The 15,997-nt window shown below is 32.7% G+C and carries 18 protein-coding genes and 2 tRNA genes; 16 read left to right on the forward strand and 4 right to left on the reverse strand.

Translation table 11 applies throughout. The annotated features are described in order from the left end of the window. Positions 1-38: 38 nt before the first annotated feature. From erpA to aroD, 6 genes are all read left to right on the forward strand, one after another. Complete coding sequence (erpA, locus tag J3T98_RS01525; protein WP_065734199.1) at positions 39-377, forward strand: iron-sulfur cluster insertion protein ErpA; 339 nt, start codon at positions 39-41, stop codon at positions 375-377. Between the two features lie 194 nt (positions 378-571). Then, positions 572-659: transfer RNA gene (locus J3T98_RS01530), tRNA-Leu, on the forward strand. A 22-nt stretch (positions 660-681) separates the two neighbouring features. Further along, positions 682-757 (forward strand) — tRNA-Gly (locus J3T98_RS01535). A gap of 305 nt (positions 758-1,062) precedes the next feature. Beyond that, complete coding sequence (locus J3T98_RS01540; protein WP_065562494.1) at positions 1,063-2,259, forward strand: MFS transporter; 1,197 nt, start codon at positions 1,063-1,065, stop codon at positions 2,257-2,259. Positions 2,260-2,758: 499 nt separating this feature from the next. Continuing rightward, entirely contained in the window at positions 2,759-3,631 is an 873-nt protein-coding gene (locus J3T98_RS01545) for a shikimate dehydrogenase (protein ID WP_220226146.1), read from the forward strand. A 95-nt stretch (positions 3,632-3,726) separates the two neighbouring features. Next, on the forward strand, positions 3,727-4,491 hold the full coding sequence (aroD, locus tag J3T98_RS01550; RefSeq protein WP_267330280.1) for a type I 3-dehydroquinate dehydratase: 765 nt from the start codon (positions 3,727-3,729) through the stop codon (positions 4,489-4,491). Positions 4,492-4,673: 182 nt separating this feature from the next. Here aroD and J3T98_RS01555 read toward each other — a convergent pair whose 3' ends face one another. Further along, on the reverse strand, positions 4,674-5,189 hold the full coding sequence (locus tag J3T98_RS01555; protein ID WP_267336912.1) for an endonuclease V: 516 nt from the start codon (positions 5,187-5,189) through the stop codon (positions 4,674-4,676). A gap of 194 nt (positions 5,190-5,383) precedes the next feature. On the opposite strand from J3T98_RS01555, the gene J3T98_RS01560 reads away from it, so the two are divergent. Further along, positions 5,384-6,040, forward strand: coding sequence for a DUF421 domain-containing protein (locus J3T98_RS01560; RefSeq protein ID WP_267361962.1), 657 nt, complete (start codon positions 5,384-5,386; stop codon positions 6,038-6,040). Positions 6,041-6,101: 61 nt separating this feature from the next. Here J3T98_RS01560 and J3T98_RS01565 read toward each other — a convergent pair whose 3' ends face one another. After that, entirely contained in the window at positions 6,102-6,374 is a 273-nt protein-coding gene (locus J3T98_RS01565) for a DksA/TraR family C4-type zinc finger protein (RefSeq protein WP_220226142.1), read from the reverse strand. 152 nt (positions 6,375-6,526) lie between these two features. Between J3T98_RS01565 and msrA the strand changes: the two genes are divergently transcribed. Genes msrA through msrB form a run of 3 tightly spaced genes read left to right on the forward strand, consistent with a single transcriptional unit; the run spans position 6,527 to position 8,087 of the window. Next, on the forward strand, positions 6,527-7,075 hold the full coding sequence (gene msrA / locus J3T98_RS01570) for a peptide-methionine (S)-S-oxide reductase MsrA (RefSeq protein ID WP_220226141.1): 549 nt from the start codon (positions 6,527-6,529) through the stop codon (positions 7,073-7,075). Between the two features lie 2 nt (positions 7,076-7,077). Then, the gene (locus J3T98_RS01575; RefSeq protein WP_267332022.1) at positions 7,078-7,602 is read left to right on the forward strand and encodes a cytochrome b; all 525 of its coding nucleotides are present in this window, start codon (positions 7,078-7,080) and stop codon (positions 7,600-7,602) included. Positions 7,603-7,655: 53 nt separating this feature from the next. Next, positions 7,656-8,087 (forward strand): peptide-methionine (R)-S-oxide reductase MsrB, encoded by a 432-nt coding sequence (msrB, locus tag J3T98_RS01580; protein WP_267338552.1) that lies wholly within the window; start codon positions 7,656-7,658, stop codon positions 8,085-8,087. Between the two features lie 191 nt (positions 8,088-8,278). On the opposite strand, the gene lptG is transcribed toward msrB, so the two are convergent. Together lptG and lptF are read right to left on the reverse strand one after the other, a co-directional pair. Further along, positions 8,279-9,343, reverse strand: coding sequence for an LPS export ABC transporter permease LptG (gene lptG / locus J3T98_RS01585; protein ID WP_220226138.1), 1,065 nt, complete (start codon positions 9,341-9,343; stop codon positions 8,279-8,281). Positions 9,344-9,353: 10 nt separating this feature from the next. Next, positions 9,354-10,457: an LPS export ABC transporter permease LptF gene (gene lptF / locus J3T98_RS01590; protein ID WP_065734190.1), complete on the reverse strand. Its 1,104-nt coding sequence runs from the start codon at positions 10,455-10,457 to the stop codon at positions 9,354-9,356. Between the two features lie 138 nt (positions 10,458-10,595). Here lptF and J3T98_RS01595 point away from each other — a divergent pair, with 138 nt between their 5' ends. The 6 genes from J3T98_RS01595 to J3T98_RS01620 all read left to right on the forward strand — a co-directional run bounded on the left by J3T98_RS01595 (position 10,596) and on the right by J3T98_RS01620 (position 15,754). Next, the gene (locus tag J3T98_RS01595) at positions 10,596-12,074 is read left to right on the forward strand and encodes a leucyl aminopeptidase (RefSeq protein WP_267356809.1); all 1,479 of its coding nucleotides are present in this window, start codon (positions 10,596-10,598) and stop codon (positions 12,072-12,074) included. An 8-nt stretch (positions 12,075-12,082) separates the two neighbouring features. Then, on the forward strand, positions 12,083-12,541 hold the full coding sequence (locus J3T98_RS01600) for a DNA polymerase III subunit chi (protein ID WP_065562503.1): 459 nt from the start codon (positions 12,083-12,085) through the stop codon (positions 12,539-12,541). A 318-nt stretch (positions 12,542-12,859) separates the two neighbouring features. Beyond that, positions 12,860-13,333: a hypothetical protein gene (locus J3T98_RS01605; protein WP_267361963.1), complete on the forward strand. Its 474-nt coding sequence runs from the start codon at positions 12,860-12,862 to the stop codon at positions 13,331-13,333. Positions 13,334-13,501: 168 nt separating this feature from the next. Next, positions 13,502-14,248 (forward strand): hypothetical protein, encoded by a 747-nt coding sequence (locus tag J3T98_RS01610; RefSeq protein ID WP_267361964.1) that lies wholly within the window; start codon positions 13,502-13,504, stop codon positions 14,246-14,248. Between the two features lie 385 nt (positions 14,249-14,633). After that, a complete protein-coding gene (locus J3T98_RS01615; RefSeq protein WP_267356803.1) occupies positions 14,634-14,939 on the forward strand; it encodes a hypothetical protein in 306 nt (101 codons plus the stop codon). A gap of 125 nt (positions 14,940-15,064) precedes the next feature. Beyond that, positions 15,065-15,754 (forward strand): hypothetical protein, encoded by a 690-nt coding sequence (locus tag J3T98_RS01620; RefSeq protein ID WP_267361965.1) that lies wholly within the window; start codon positions 15,065-15,067, stop codon positions 15,752-15,754. Positions 15,755-15,997 lie beyond the last annotated feature (243 nt).

Raw genomic sequence — 15,997 nt, forward strand, 5'->3', positions numbered from 1 at the left:
AGTATATAATATATGAGTACTTAAAGTAGGAGAATAAAATGAGCGATGCGTTACCCATTAATTTTACTGATGCTGCTGCAAACAAGGTAAAAACTTTAGTAACGGAGGAAGAAAATCCAAATCTTAAATTAAGAGTCTATATCACTGGTGGTGGTTGTAGTGGATTCCAGTATGGTTTCACATTTGATGAAAAAGTAAATGAAGATGATCTGGCGATCGAAAAAAATGGTGTCTCACTTATTATTGACCCTATGAGTTTACAATATCTTGTTGGAGGCACTATAGACTATATTGAAGGATTGCAGGGTTCTCGTTTTGTTGTTGATAACCCAAACGCAACTACAACCTGTGGTTGTGGATCATCTTTCAGCGTCTAATTAGTAACAAAATATTAGCCAAAATTTTTATTTATATTAAATCCAAATTTTAAGGGAATTGATTAAAATTTCCTTAAATGTGACAAACATTGAGCAGTTAGACAATTATTTTAATTTTTTTATTGACGTAAATTTTAAGATAGGTAAAATGCACAGCATCCAAAACGCAGTTACCTTTCGGTAATAAGTTTTGAGCCCGGGTGGTGAAATCGGTAGACACAAGGGATTTAAAATCCCTCGGCCTTTTTGGCCGTGCGAGTTCAAGTCTCGCCCCGGGCACCATTAAAAACACTTTTTTTTGTAAGCGGGAATAGCTCAGTTGGTAGAGCGCAACCTTGCCAAGGTTGAGGTCGCGAGTTCGAACCTCGTTTCCCGCTCCAATTTTTTTTCAATCATTATGCTCAATCAAATTTATCATTGAAATTCATTACTCAATTCGTATTACAAATAAACTATCTAGATTTTTTTCATAGCTAGAAATATTCAATTTTTTATAATCTTTTAAAAAATGCTCCTCCATTTTCCAATTCTGAGATGATTATTTAAAAAATTTATCTAAATTAACAATAATTAATTAATAAAACTATTTCAAAGATTATTTTTCCTTTTATTCAGATACTTTTACCGCTAATATTGAGCCAGTTAATTTTATAAGATTTTTAAATTTGTATTGGAGTATTAACTAATGAGTAATCACAGCTCATATTCGATAGCTGGTTCTATCTATGCTAATTACATTATTCAAAGTATCGCTTTAATAGTAATTATGCAATTTTCTGTCGAAATTTCTGCACAATTAAAAACTGATGATGTTATAGGTATTGGTTACGTTGCATCAGGAATAGGATATGGAAAAATATTATTAATGTTTATTGGAGGAATACTATCTGATAAATTTGGACGCAAACCATTTATCCTTATGGGCATGTCTTGTTATATTATCTTTTTCGTTGGGACTCTCTTTTGTCACAATATACATGTTGCATTTTGTTTGGCTATGTTTATTGGTGCTGGAAACTCATTTTTAGATACCGGCTCCATGCCTGCTTTAACCGAATGCTTTCCTCGTTCGGCAGGTACTGCAAGTGTTTTAATTAAAGCATTTATTTCAATAGGAACGTTAGTCTTACCATTCATTGTTACATTCTTTCATGCTTATGATTTATGGTATGGCTATGCTTTCATCGGTTTTGTTACTTTTATCATTATTAATTTTTTACTTTTAGCGCCAAGAAAATTTCCTTCCAAAAATACAGTTATTTGTGGCAATGAAGGCCATAGTGACTATTTCATTGGTAAACCGAATATTTTCTTTGAAGGTATTTTATTAATAATTATGGGCTTCACCACCACTGCAACCTTTGTCATCATTTTACAATGGCTACCTGCGATTGCAGAGAAAGGTATAGGAATGGAACCAATCGCTTCTAAACAATTGATCAGTTATTATAGTACTGCATCAATAATTTCTGTGTTTACAACAGCCTATATTGTAAAAAAATTCATAAAACCAATTTATTGCATTATTATATTGCCGTTACTTTCTGCATTAACTTTATTAATGTTTTTATTTAATCTTAATCCTACAATGAGTTTAATTGTGGCAATAGGAATGGGATTAACAGCAGCAGGAGGTATATTACAACTCACCTTAGTTGTTATGCAGCAGCTATTTCCTGATCGTAAAGGGTTTGCAGTTGGAACAATGTATACTTTCAGTGGTTTATCATTTATTGTCATTCCACTAATAGTCCCTAAGTTAGCATTAATCAATGTTAGCTATGCTATTTTAGTCGATCTAGTTGTTGCATTATCAAGTGTAATATTAGGATTAATTGTTTATTCACGTTTCAAAAAAGTTATTGATATGAATAAAATTTAATGACTTTCAGCAATACTAAAAAAGCACCTTATCACGATAAGGTGCTTTACGATGATAAGTAATTTAAAGTAAAAAAATGGTAAATTAGTAAGCCTAAAATTTTTAGAAAGTTATCTTAAACATCAAAATAATACTGGAAAGTATTTATCGCTGATTTTCGTGTTTTTTATGGCTTAATGTTGGTGTTTTTAGTATTAATCCTAGGTTTGAAAAAACATCTAAGAATTATCAAATGCGATTATATAATTTGAGAAAAGCTTAATAACAGTTAGGAGTTACTTTATTAAGCAAGAATTATCAATTATCACCGAGCGAGGTGGTATTGAGGTAATAACATTACTAAAATCTTTACATGAAATGCCAATTTCAATTTAGCGTAGTGATGATGAATTTTTATTGAGTCATTCTCCAATTGAACGAGCAAAAATGTATCTATAAGATACGAAAAGATTACTTAAAAAACTCGCTGAATTTTAATCATTAATAATTGGAGAGAAGCATGAGAGCTAATATTGATGGACACTTTTTATTAATTGGATTAATGGCATATCCAATTCGGCACAGCTTATCACCAAAAATGCAAAATATAATTTACTCTAAATTAGATATTCCCTATGTCTATTTAGCTTTTGAAGTGACGCAAGAAAAATTACCTGATGCTATAAAAGGCTTACGTGCATTAGGTTTACGCGGTAGTGCTGTTTCAATGCCGAATAAACAACTTGTGTGCCAATACTTAGATAAATTAACACCAGCAGTAGAGCTTATTGGAGCCTGTAATACCATTTCAAATGATGATGGAGTATTAACCGGATATAATACTGATGGAATAGGATATATGCGTTCATTAAAAGAGGCGGGTGTTGATGTTATAGGTAAAAAGTTGACATTACTTGGTGGAGGCGGTGCTGCAAGTGCTATTGCCGTACAAGCCGCATTAGATGGCGTTAAAAAGATTTCAATTTTTAATCAAAAAGATGAATGCTTTGACAAAATTGTAGAAATAGTCAACCGAATAAATGCTAAAACTGACTGTGAAGCAGTAGTTTATGATTTAGCTGATCACTCAAAATTACGTCAGGAAATTGCTGAAAGTGCAGTATTATGCAATGCTACTGGTATTGGTATGAAGCCGTCAGAAGGAAAAAGCTTAATTACCGATCCAACTATGCTAAGAAAAGATCTCGTCGTAACCGATTGTATTTACAGTCCACGTAAAACAAAATTATTAGAAATAGCCGAATCGCAAGGTTGTAAAACGTTAAACGGTATCGGTATGATGTTATGGCAAGGTCATGCACAAATTAAAATTTGGACAGGAAAAGAAGCTCCAATTGATTATGTTAAAGAAAAAATGGGCTTTAATGACTAAAAAATTTTAGTTAACTTATTAAAATTATTTATAAATATAGACTATACTCTCAGTAATTTAAATTAAGAGAGTAGAAAAGATAAATTGGTGAAGTGATGTCAAAAATTACAGTTAAAGGTTTAGATATTGGTGTTGGAGCGCCTAAAATTATTGTTCCAATTGTAGGAAAAACAGAAGAAGAATTAGTTAATGAAGCTGAATTTTTGACAAAAATTGACTTTGATATGGTTGAATGGAGAGTAGACCATTTTCAAAAAGTTGATGATGTTGAAAAAGTAAAACAAACAGCAAATAAATTACAAACAATCATTGGCTACAAACCCATTTTATTTACATTCCGTACCGCTAATGAAGGCGGAGTTTATCCTGCTACGATTGAATTTTATATCAACCTTAATAAACAGATGATAAAAAGTGGTTTAATTGATCTTGTCGATATCGAAGTTTTCACTGGTGACAAATATGTTGAAGAAATTGTCCAGTTAGCTCATCAGCATAACGTTTTAGTGATAGCCTCCAATCATGACTTTGATAAGACTCCGCCAAAAGATGAAATTGTAGCAAGATTACGCAAAATGCAGGATCTTGGTGTAGATATTCCTAAAATTGCCGTAATGCCACGTTCGCGTGAAGATGTAATTAACTTACTTGCTGCAACAGCTGAAATGAAAGACAAATATGCACGTAAACCACTAATTACTATGGCAATGGCTGGAACAGGTGCGATTAGCCGAATTGCAGGTGAAACTTTTGGGTCAGACCTCACTTTTGGTGCAGCAAAAAATGCATCTGCACCAGGGCAGCTAGATGTAAAAGATCTAAGAAACATCTTAAATATATTACATAAAAGTTTGGCTTAAAAATTCTAGCGTTTTAATAAACAACTTAAGTTAAAAAAAGATAAACGAAAGATAGTCAATATATAAACTCTTTGGTTCAAATTATTAATATTAAATGACTAATATGAAGACTATATTAAAATCTATATCAATAGTATTTTGGTGAATTAATAACATAAACCAGTTTAACCATTTTTATTGTATTATTCGAATTTAAACAACTTAGTTTGTTGATCCAAATAGGTCAGTAAATCTGGTATGCGATATTTGCCGGCCATTGATTGAATATGATCTGCCGCCTCTTTAAGTAACATTCCTAATGATGTTATATAGATTGGATTATTACTTTTACCACGCATTACTTCAATGGCATATTGTTTATTATCGGTAAAAGATTTTTTTGCAACGCCGATAATAGGTATCTTTTTATCCAGTGCTTCATAAAGATGACCACCTAAACCAAGATTACCACCATTCAAATGAACATAACCATCGACTATAATCACATCAATCGAATTGAGATCAACCTGAGACAATAATGCTAATATACAAGGTAATTCACGTTTATAAAATTGGCCTGATTGATAAGGCAGAACATTCGATTGATAATCATTGATAACAGATTTTATCTCATTGATACCATCAGTAAATTGCTCAAATAAAATGCCAACAGTTTTTGCCTTATCATTTAAATAGTAAACATCTATTGCAAGTATCATTTTTTTAAAATCCTTTTTGGAGTAGAATAACAAAGCTCTCGTATTAAACTTTCTAATCTCTATTAAAAAACAAGTAGTCATTGATTTCAAATAAATAAAAATTTAGTTAATTCGTAATACATCTTTTATTTATCCGATTAGACCAGATAGCTAAGCAATGGTCGTTTAGATTGGATCTACACTTGGAGGCAGGAATGTATTTACTTGAAATGGCACCAAAATTTTTAATTGCACTTATCATTTTACTTATTTATGTCAAATTATCAGGAAAAAGCCAAATCGCACCGATGTCACAGCTGGATCAGGTTGGTAGCATGGTTATTGGTGCATTGGTAGGTGGAACATTACTTAATGCTAATGTTTCTGCGTGGGAAGCCGCTGGAGCTGTGGCGATTTGGGCAGGTCTTCTTATCTTAGTACGATTTATCAAATCTAAAAATTCAAAACTTCGAGATGCTATTGATGGTGAACCTATCCAATTAGTCAAAAATGGTAATCTAATCTCTGAAAATTTTAAAAAAGCGAATTTACCCGTTAGAGATTTTGAAACGCTAATTAATATTCAAGGAATTTGTGCATTTAGTGAATTAAAACAAGTGTGGTACGAATTAAATGGCTCTTTAACCATTATCAAGAAGGGAGATAAAGATATCGCAGTGCTGCTAATTGAAAATGGGGCTATTAGTCAAGACAACCTTGAACAACTTCATAAAAGTGAAACATGGCTTAAGAACGAAATCAAAAAACAAGGTTATAAAGATATCGATCAAGTTTTTTGTGCAGAATGGTTTGATGGTAAATTATTAGTTTACCCTTATGATGAAGTCCGTAATTCAAAAAATAAAGAATAATTGAGGAAAGAAAAATATAAAAGGGGAAGGAGTTTTACTCAATCCCCTTATTAAGAGCTTGTTATCTTAGTTGGCTATCTTTACTACCACGTCGATTATATAATATTGCAGATTTTGCCAATTGCTTATCTATTTCTTGTTGGCAAGCTAAACAGTATTGCACACCTGGTAAAGCAATTTGTCTGGCTTTTGCAATAGCATCGCCACATTCAACACAAAACTCGGCACTGGGTTTATCGTGTTTTAGTTGGCGTCTGGCGATTTCGATAGCATCTGTGATTGTACTTTCGATCTGTTGGTTAACGGCATCGTCAGATGCCCAGCCACTAGCCATAATTACACCTCCTAAAAATTTATATTAGATGAATAATATGGTGCTTATTTGACCAGTTTCAAGTAATATGAACACATCATTTAAAAAGCAAAGTAAGTGTTGTATTTTTTATAAAGATCGTTTCTGTTAATGTAAGTTAATTGGAGGTTTTTATGCAACAATATGAACAAGCAACATTTGCAGGTGGATGTTTCTGGTGTATGGTAAAACCTTTCGACAAATATGAAGGCGTTATTAATGTGATCTCAGGTTACACTGGTGGTCATACGGAAAATCCAACTTATCAACAAGTTTGCCAAGGCAACACAGGCCATACAGAAGCGGTGCAAATTACCTTTGATCCAACGATGATCAGCTATAAAAAATTACTTGATATTTTTTGGCAACAAATTGACCCGACAGATTCGCAAGGACAATTTGCCGATCGTGGCGATTCTTATCGTCCAGTAATATTTTATCATAACAAATTACAACAACAGCAAGCGATCGCATCTAAACAAGCGCTTGAAGAAAGCAAACGATTTAATCATCCGATTGATGTCGCTATAGAACCGGCAACAATATTTTATCCCGCCGAAGAGTATCATCAAGATTACTATAAAAAACAGCCAGAACATTATAACCGTTATTATCAATTATCTGGACGAGCTAATTTTATTGCAGATAACTGGCAAGATAAGTCAACAACCAAAAGTGAGTAAATATGCAAAAGTACCCGCAATATAGCAGTAAACAAAAATGGATTCATTGGACATCGGCTTTACTTGTCATAATGGTAACAATGCTCCTTTTAATTAAAGTGACAATGTCACATATATTGGGTGGAATGGCAATAGTCTATTTATTACATAAATCCTTTGGAGTGCTTGTTTTGCTATTAACAATATGGCGAATTATGGTGATCCGCAGTCAAGGTGTGCCTGATGTCTTACCGAAAGACAAAAAACTGCAACGAATTTTGTCAAAATCCACTCAAGGAGTGATCTACCTTTTACTGCTAATTACGCCATTATCGGGGTATTTAATGAGTGGAAGGGACCTTAATATATTTGGTTTAATATCGATCCCTGCTATTGATATGCCATATCACCAAATGTTTCATTCATTACATTTGATTAGTTCTTATGTACTAGCTATTTTAGTTATATTTCATGTATTAGGTGCGTTGTACCACTATTTTTGGGTTAAAGATAAAGTATTGCAATCAATGTTAAGTAGCAATGATTAACACAAATTTAAACGTTTATTTATATCACATTTATAACGTGAGGCAGATACAACATGAACAAATCAATGAAAGATAAAGCTATATCAGCACTAACACCAATGCAATATCATGTTACGCAGCAAAATGGTACAGAACCTCCATTTGATAATCAATATAACGCTAACCACCGCGATGGGATCTACGTTGATATCGTCTCTGGTGAACCACTGTTTACCTCACTAGATAAGTTTGATTCAGGCTGTGGTTGGCCAAGTTTCTCTAAACCGATTAAACAAATTGTTGAAAAAGAAGATAACAGCCATGGAATGCGTAGGATAGAAGTCCGCTCATTAGAAGCTGATTCACATCTTGGTCATGTATTTAATGATGGGCCTGCAGCTTTAGGGGGATTGCGCTACTGTATCAACTCTGCAGCGCTAAAGTTCATACCAAAAGAAGAATTAGAAGCTCAAGGCTATGGTGACTACTTAAAATTATTTAAATAAATTAATCTTACGCATCCTTTATTTAAATAAAGGGTGCGAACTAAACCAATCAACCTTAGCCTGAAGCCTACAAAATCATTGTTTAACTTAATTGGTATACATAAAGGAAATTTTGATGAATATTGCGGATGAAATTGGCATATAACTTATCAATTTTATATGCCAATATCGTAGGAGATCAAAGCTATAATTTAATTTTTTCTTTTAAATAAAATATAACTGATTAACAAAAACACAAAGCTCGTTATCATGGAGCCAACGATAGGGTAAATGCCCATCACAATACTGGCTTGAGCAAAAAGATTATCGGCGATATAAAAGATAAAGCCAAAAGTAATACCTATAATCACCCTAATACCCATAGATACACTTCGTAATGGTCCAAAAATGAAAGATAAGGCCAACAACAACATCACTGCAACTGAAACGGGTTTAATCAGCTTTTTCCAAAATAACAAATCATAATATTTTGTATCTTGGCCCGAATTTTTCAAATATTGCGAATATTGATAGAGTCCTGATGCTGACAATGAATCAGGGTCAAAAGCTACAATACTCAACTTATCAGGTGTGATATTAGTTTTCCACTGCATAGTAAGTGAGTTCGTACCCGTTATTTGTTGTGGATTGGTTAAATCATTCATCTCGATTTGTGATAACGTCCAACTTCCATTTTCAAACACTCCGCTATCAGCATGAGTAATCGATAGTAATTTATTTTTATCAACTTTATAAATATCAATATTTGAGATAGAACTATCATTATTAACATGGTCGATATAGATATAATCATTACCATCTTTCGCCCATAAACTGCCTTGTTGAGCTAATAAAGAATTACCATAAAGCTTTTCTGAGCGCATATTACGAGCAGTTTGTTCACTGATAGGAGCAACCCATTCACCAATTGCCATTGTTATAAGCACTAAAGGGAGAGCAGTTTTCATCACAGCTAATGCAATTTTAAAACGACTAAAGCCTGAAGTTTCCATCACAATAAGCTCGCTTCTTGAAGCTAAAATCCCTAAACCGATTAAGCCGCCTAAAAGTGCTGCCATAGGGAAAAATATTTCTATATCTTTAGGTACCATTAGCAAAGAATAAAAACCAACTGACAAGGCATCATAATCAACTTTGATTTTTCTAAGTTGGTCAATAAAACGAATAATTCCTGACAAACTAATTAATAAAAATAAGCAAATGCCAATGGTATTTAAAATAGTTTTACCAATATAGCGATCTAAAATCGAAAACATCGTTCTCCCCTTATGACGCAATAAATTTTAAACGAAGTTTACGCATAAATAAGTTATCCCAACAATTTAAAATCAAAGCCAGAACAAAATACCCTAGATTAATCAGATAAAACCACAAAGCGGGATCTAAGCGACCTTTACCAGCATTAGCTTTAACCGAACTAGAAAGTAAAAAATAGACTAAATAAAGCAGTAACGCTGGTAAAATTTGTGCAAGCCTTCCTTGTCTTGGATTTGACACACTCAATGGAATCACTAAAAAAGCCATCAAAGGAACCGAAATTATCAACGTCAATCGCCAATAAAATTCAGCATTAGCCTTCGGTGTTGGATTTTCATGAAGCTCAAGCAATCCTAATTGCTGAACATCCACTTTATCATCATCAACATTGCTTTCAAGCTCCTTAGGTTTAATAATACCTAAATAGTTATGAAAATTCGAAATTCTAAAATCTTTTAATTGTGCCGTGCCTTCATAACGATTTGCATTTTCAAGTGTGATGATTTGATTACCATCTTTATCTTCTTCAGTTTTCCCTTTATTAGCAATAATAATAGAAGGGCGTTGAGCATTTTTCGGATTGATTTGGGCTATAAATACGTTATCTAGCTTATTATGATCAACATTACCAATATAAATTACCGAGTTGCCATCAGGTGTTTGTTGAAATTGGCCAGCTAATAAACCGGCTAAACTTGGATTAATCTTGGCATTTTCGACTAGCTGATCTTGTCTCACGCTAGACCAAGGTCCAAACCAAAGGCTATTGAGTGCTGTGAATATACAGGTGATCACACACAGAAATAGCACAACCTGATAGTTAAGTCTTCTCTTAATCCCACATGCATGCATTGCGACCATCTCGCTGTCCGAATAAAGCCGACCAAAGGTAACAAGCACACCTAAAAATAGACTTAGTGGCAAAATAAGATCAGCCATATTCGACACACCTAACACTAAAAGTGGCATAATCAAATCACGTGGAATACTGCCATCAATAGCGCTGGATAAAATTCTGATTAATTTTTGAGAAAAGAAAATTAGCAATAAAATAAACAGTATTGCACCTTGTGTTTTCATCGTCTCTTTAATTAAATATCGGCGAATTATCACTTTTTTACCTATCTATCCGTTTTATCAAATCGCACTATTATAATCTGATTTGCGTTGTTTCGTTATCTTTTTGTTGCTATCGTTTAATGAACCGATAAAATGTTACTATTCACCATAAAAATCTTACAAGAGAACGCTATGAAATACTCAATCAAAAACAGCTCATTAATCACATTACAAAAAGAAGAATGTTTAGTGGTAACTGTCCAATTAGGCAAGAAACAAACTAGTTTAATCAAGGATATAGATGAATTAACCAAGGGTATGATTAGTCAGCTGATCAAGTCAGGTGACATTAACTGCGAATTAGGTAAAACCACCTTTTTATACGCTAGCCCGAATTCTCCGAAAATATTAGTTGTAGGGTGTGGCCAAGCAAAAAATTTTGATATTAACGCTGCAAAAAAAATGATACAAGCAGCTACAAAAGAGTTAATAACTAAACAAGTTAAAAATATAAGTTGGGACATTCTGACTCTAAATCCTGCAATAAGTGGTGAAATTGCTAAACAACTACCACAAATTACTAGCGAATTAACCTATAGTTTTGACCAATTCAAATCAACAAAATCAGAAAAACCAAGCTTACAAAAAGTAACGCTACTTTATAGCGATAAAAAAACAATCAAGCATGTAGAAAGTCAATTATCGCAAGGACAAATTATTGCAAATGCTATTGTCAGTACCAAAAACATTGCCAACATGCCATCTAACATCGGCAATGCTAAATACTTAGCAGAGCAGGGCAAAAGTTTAGGTAAACAGCATTCAAGCTTGAAAGTGACATGCTTAGGTGAAAAAGAGCTTGCTAAACTCAACATGAACGCTTATTTAGCGGTTGGACGAGGCTCAGCTAACGAATCAATTATGACGGTCATAGAATATCATGGTGCCAAAGACAAAAAAGCCAAACCATATGTATTAGTTGGTAAAGGATTAACCTTCGATTCAGGTGGCATATCCATCAAACCCTCAGCCGGTATGGATGAAATGAAATATGATATGTGTGGTGCTGCCACTGTGTTTGGTGTAATGCAAGCTGTGGCTGAATTAAAACTACCTATCAACGTAGTTGGCGTGATGGCTGGTTGTGAAAACATGCCAGATGGTAATTCATACCGTCCTGGTGATATCTTAACCACCATGTCGGGCACCACCGTTGAAATCATTAATACCGATGCAGAAGGTCGTTTAGTATTATGCGATGCTTTAACTTATGTTGAACGTTTCCAACCCAAGACTGTGATTGACATTGCTACACTTACTGGTGCTTGTATCATTGCACTCGGTCATCATTATACTGGCGTGATGGGTAATAACGCAGAGCTTACTGAACAATTGGTAAATTCCTCAAATCAAGCAGGAGACAAAGCGTGGTCATTACCGATTGATAGTGATTTCCAAGAACAAATCAAATCAACCTGCGCTGACATTGTCAATGCTGGTGGTCGAGATGGAGGAACGATTACAGCCGCTTGTTTCCTATCTCGCTTTACTGAAAAATACCAATGGGCACATCTTGATATTGCAGGAACAGCTTGGAAATCGGGTGCAAACAAAGGTGCTACAGGCAGACCAGTCGCGATGTTAATTCAATACTTACTTAACCAAAAATGAGTAAACACATGAAAAAAGTGATATTTTATCTACTTGAAAACCCAACCCCAGCCAATGATGCCGGGGTTTTATTCAAAGAAAAGCTAGCGTGTGAAAAAATTGTTGAAGCATGGCAAAACCGGCAACGTGTATTAGTGGCCTGTCAAGATCAAGCTCAAGCCGAACGTATTGATGAATATTTATGGCAACTCGATACTGAAAATTTTGTTCCCCATAATCTAGCTGGCGAAGGCCTGAAAAGCGGATCACCCGTCGAAATCTGTTGGCCACAAAAGCGCAGTAGCAATGGTTCACGTCACTTACTTATCAATCTACAAGAGCAATACCCTGAATTTGCTGGTGTATACCGCGATATTATTGACTTTGTCCCCATTGAAGAACAACAAAAATCGCTAGCCCGTGAAAGGTATAAAACCTATAAAGAAGCTGGATTTAACCTAAAAACCATCCCTGTTTTATGCTCTTAAATTTATAAAAATAAGGTTTTTATCAATAAATTTATTATTACAAGGAATGGCTATATCTGATGTGGCAAGATAGTTTTAGCATCAGTAATACTATATAAAGACAGCATCAGGAGCTGGAAAATCTGCTCAATAAAATTTCAAAATCCTATCAGCATCACAAATTATAAAAAGACCTTAGTCGAAGGTTGGCAAAGCTTTATTGAAAGGAAATTTCACCTATGAATAATATTGTCGCTATGTGTAACCTATTAAATTAATGAAGAATTTATTAAATTGTTTGTTATAATAGACAATAGTCAATTCTATACAGGAAGTAAAATGTTTAAAAATTTATTGGCGCTCTCAATATCATTATTGACTCTAGTTGGTTGTCAAGAGCGACAAAAAGTTACTGCTGAAATGCTAGAAGGAACTTGGGATTGTAAAGTCGACGATAGTCGCGGTACAAGCTATCATTATTACGACTCAAAATTGAAAGGAATACAATCTTATACACTCAATAATACAGGTTATGTAGCGCTTATTAAGAAATATGAAGAAGGATTCGCAGTACAAACAAAATATTATGCGTTTATTGCGCCTATTTCTGCTGATAATAACTACGCAAAACTCAATGGTGCAATTGAATGTGAATCGATAGATCAAATCAATAATATTATAACTGAAATTGAGTATAAGTTTATTTCAAAAAATGAATTAAAAGAGAGTTCATTTACAAAATACGAACATTGTGATCCAAGAAGAACCTTTATGGAATTTAATATTGAAGCTACTTGTAAACGTGTACCTTGAATTTAACTTCCTTTTGCGTTTTTTGTTGTAGGAAGATGCATCGTATTTTGAATTAAAAGGATTTTTAGAATAGTTTACTGATAGTAAAATAATAATATATTAAATAATTAGAAGATTAAGATTGATTCGAATTAAGGATTATTTGCTCTTCACAGGGACGTACAAGTAGTGAAAACAAAAGTAATAGTAGTTTTAGTTTATTTTATGACTACAATACAAAATGCGTATGGTAGGTTTATGATGCATAATACTCCTGCTTTACACGGTCATTCAAGGCATACAAAGGTTGATATGGATACAACATATGCCATCATAATTATGTTTTTAACGTTTGTATCAGCTTGTATGTTACTTAGTATTTACTATACTTATTCTGAATTAAAACATCAAAAAGATAAAAAAGTAGAAGAAGAGAAAAAAAAACGTTATGAAGCAATCTATAGAGGTTCTTATAGAATTCAACATTTTTATCGATTTGTCGATGATGCAGCTATACCGCCAACTTATAAACTCACTAAATTTCCATTTCTAAATGAGTATTCCGATTATACAAAACAAATTACAATTTTAAATTATAATTTTTTAAAAGTTGATTTCAGCGCTTTAATTCAAATTTATGCAGCGCTTAATAAACAATTTATTTTTGATATAGATACCAAGTGTGGTGGACAATATGACTATGTGCCTAGTTTTCTTTGGATTGGTGCTACTCATATAAACTCATATACATGTGAATGGAATAAAGAGAAATTCATTTTCATACCTAAAGAAGATAAATATTATTTAAAAACTATTGGCAAAATAGAATCAATATCAAACGAAAAAGATTATGTTTGTCGATCGAGATTGGAAAAATGGTATGAAAATACAAAACAATTTCTAAATATACAATCAACCTACTATATTGAAAAATAATTATCTTTCCAATTTTACCTGAGAATAATTACTCAAAATTTAAAGATGCAATTGAATGTGAATCGAAGGTTCAACTTAATAACATTATAACTGAAATGGCGCATAAATTTATTTTAGAAGGCAAATTGAAGTAAGATTGTTTATTAATAATGAAGGGGGATAAGACTCAAAAAATGTTTGTGGAGTTTAATATTGAAACGACTTATAAACGCATACCTTAAAACCGTTTATTTCAGCGATTTCTTTGTAAAAGAATCTGTGTATTTTTCATTAAAATGACTTTTAAGATAGTTAACTGTTAGTATAATTATATTATTGTATAATAATAAGATAATTAAGATTACTTAAAATAAGATCACTTCGTTATTACAGGGATGTACAAATAATGAAAACAAAAATAATAGTAGCTTTAGTTTTTTTTATTACTCTGATACAAAATGCGTATGGGATTGGATATCACAGAACTTATATCCCACGAGTTCATATGTATTATTCTCCTAGTCATCATTCAAGGGGGAGCGACGGAGATGATGCCTCTATAATTATCATTTTACTATTCGCCATTGCTGTTGGTATTATTTTATATCATATTTACAAAAACTATGAAGAATCAAAGAAAAATAAAAAATTGGAAGAAGATAAACGTAAAAAACAACTTAATTCAGAAAGCAGGAAAGATAAAAAAGATTAAGAAAAAAGAAGATACAAATTCATCAAATAGATGTGCAAATAATTTTGGAAAAAAAAGAATAAACTAATAAATTATATGTTATCTTTTTATTTATAAGATTGCATTATGATAATTCAGGGATGGCGATGTTTAACTTTTCAAGATTATTATTAATCTTTACATTTAGTATAATTTCGTGTAAATCAACATCTGTAGAATGGGAAAAAATAAACAAAGAGTATGCTGAACTTTTAGCTAAAAGCCACTTCTATTCAGAAATTGAACCTACAGATGAACAAGCTAGACTCGCGGTTATTCAAATCGGAATTTTTAGTTTTTCTTTTTATGGTTTGTCAGTATATGACACTAGCGATTCTAATGAAAATCTGCTTCCTTACCGATTTGGCAATGCTCTAACTGTACCTCCCACTTATAAACTTTCTAGATTTCCGCTTCCCAATGATTATTTCGATTTTTTAAATCGAATTCTGATCTTGGAGAATAATCTTCCTAAGGTCGATTTCAAACCTTTATCTCAAATTAATATCGTTCCCAATAAGCCTTTTATTTTTGATATAGATTTCGAACGAAATGGACATTATGTGCCTGGTTTTCTCGGGATTGGTTCTTCTCATACGCCCCCATCTACATGTGAATGGAATAAAAAGAAATTCGTTTTTACACCAAAAGAGGGGAAAGATTATTTAATAATTATTGGTGCAATTGATTCAAGATCAAACGAAAAAGGCTATGTTTGTCGATTTAGCTTGGAAGAATGGAATGAAAATACTAAACAATACCAAAATGTTCAATTGAATGACTATCCTGAAAAATAACTATTTTTATCATTCTCAATCGCATATATTGCTTTTTAAATTGATGAAAAAAGTTGAGGAACGGGGTTTTTGAGATTTAATTAGCAAATAATTCTTGAATATTTTTACCAACGCCATCATTACCAAAAATCCCTAATCTATTTCAGCAATTTTTTGTAAAAAAAATCAGTGTTTTTTCATTAAAAGGAATTTAAAGATAGTCTACTGTTAGTATAATTATATTGTATAATAATATAATTAATA

The sequence above is a fragment of the Gilliamella sp. B2772 genome (assembly GCF_026536985.1).
Taxonomy (GTDB): domain Bacteria; phylum Pseudomonadota; class Gammaproteobacteria; order Enterobacterales; family Orbaceae; genus Gilliamella; species Gilliamella apicola_E.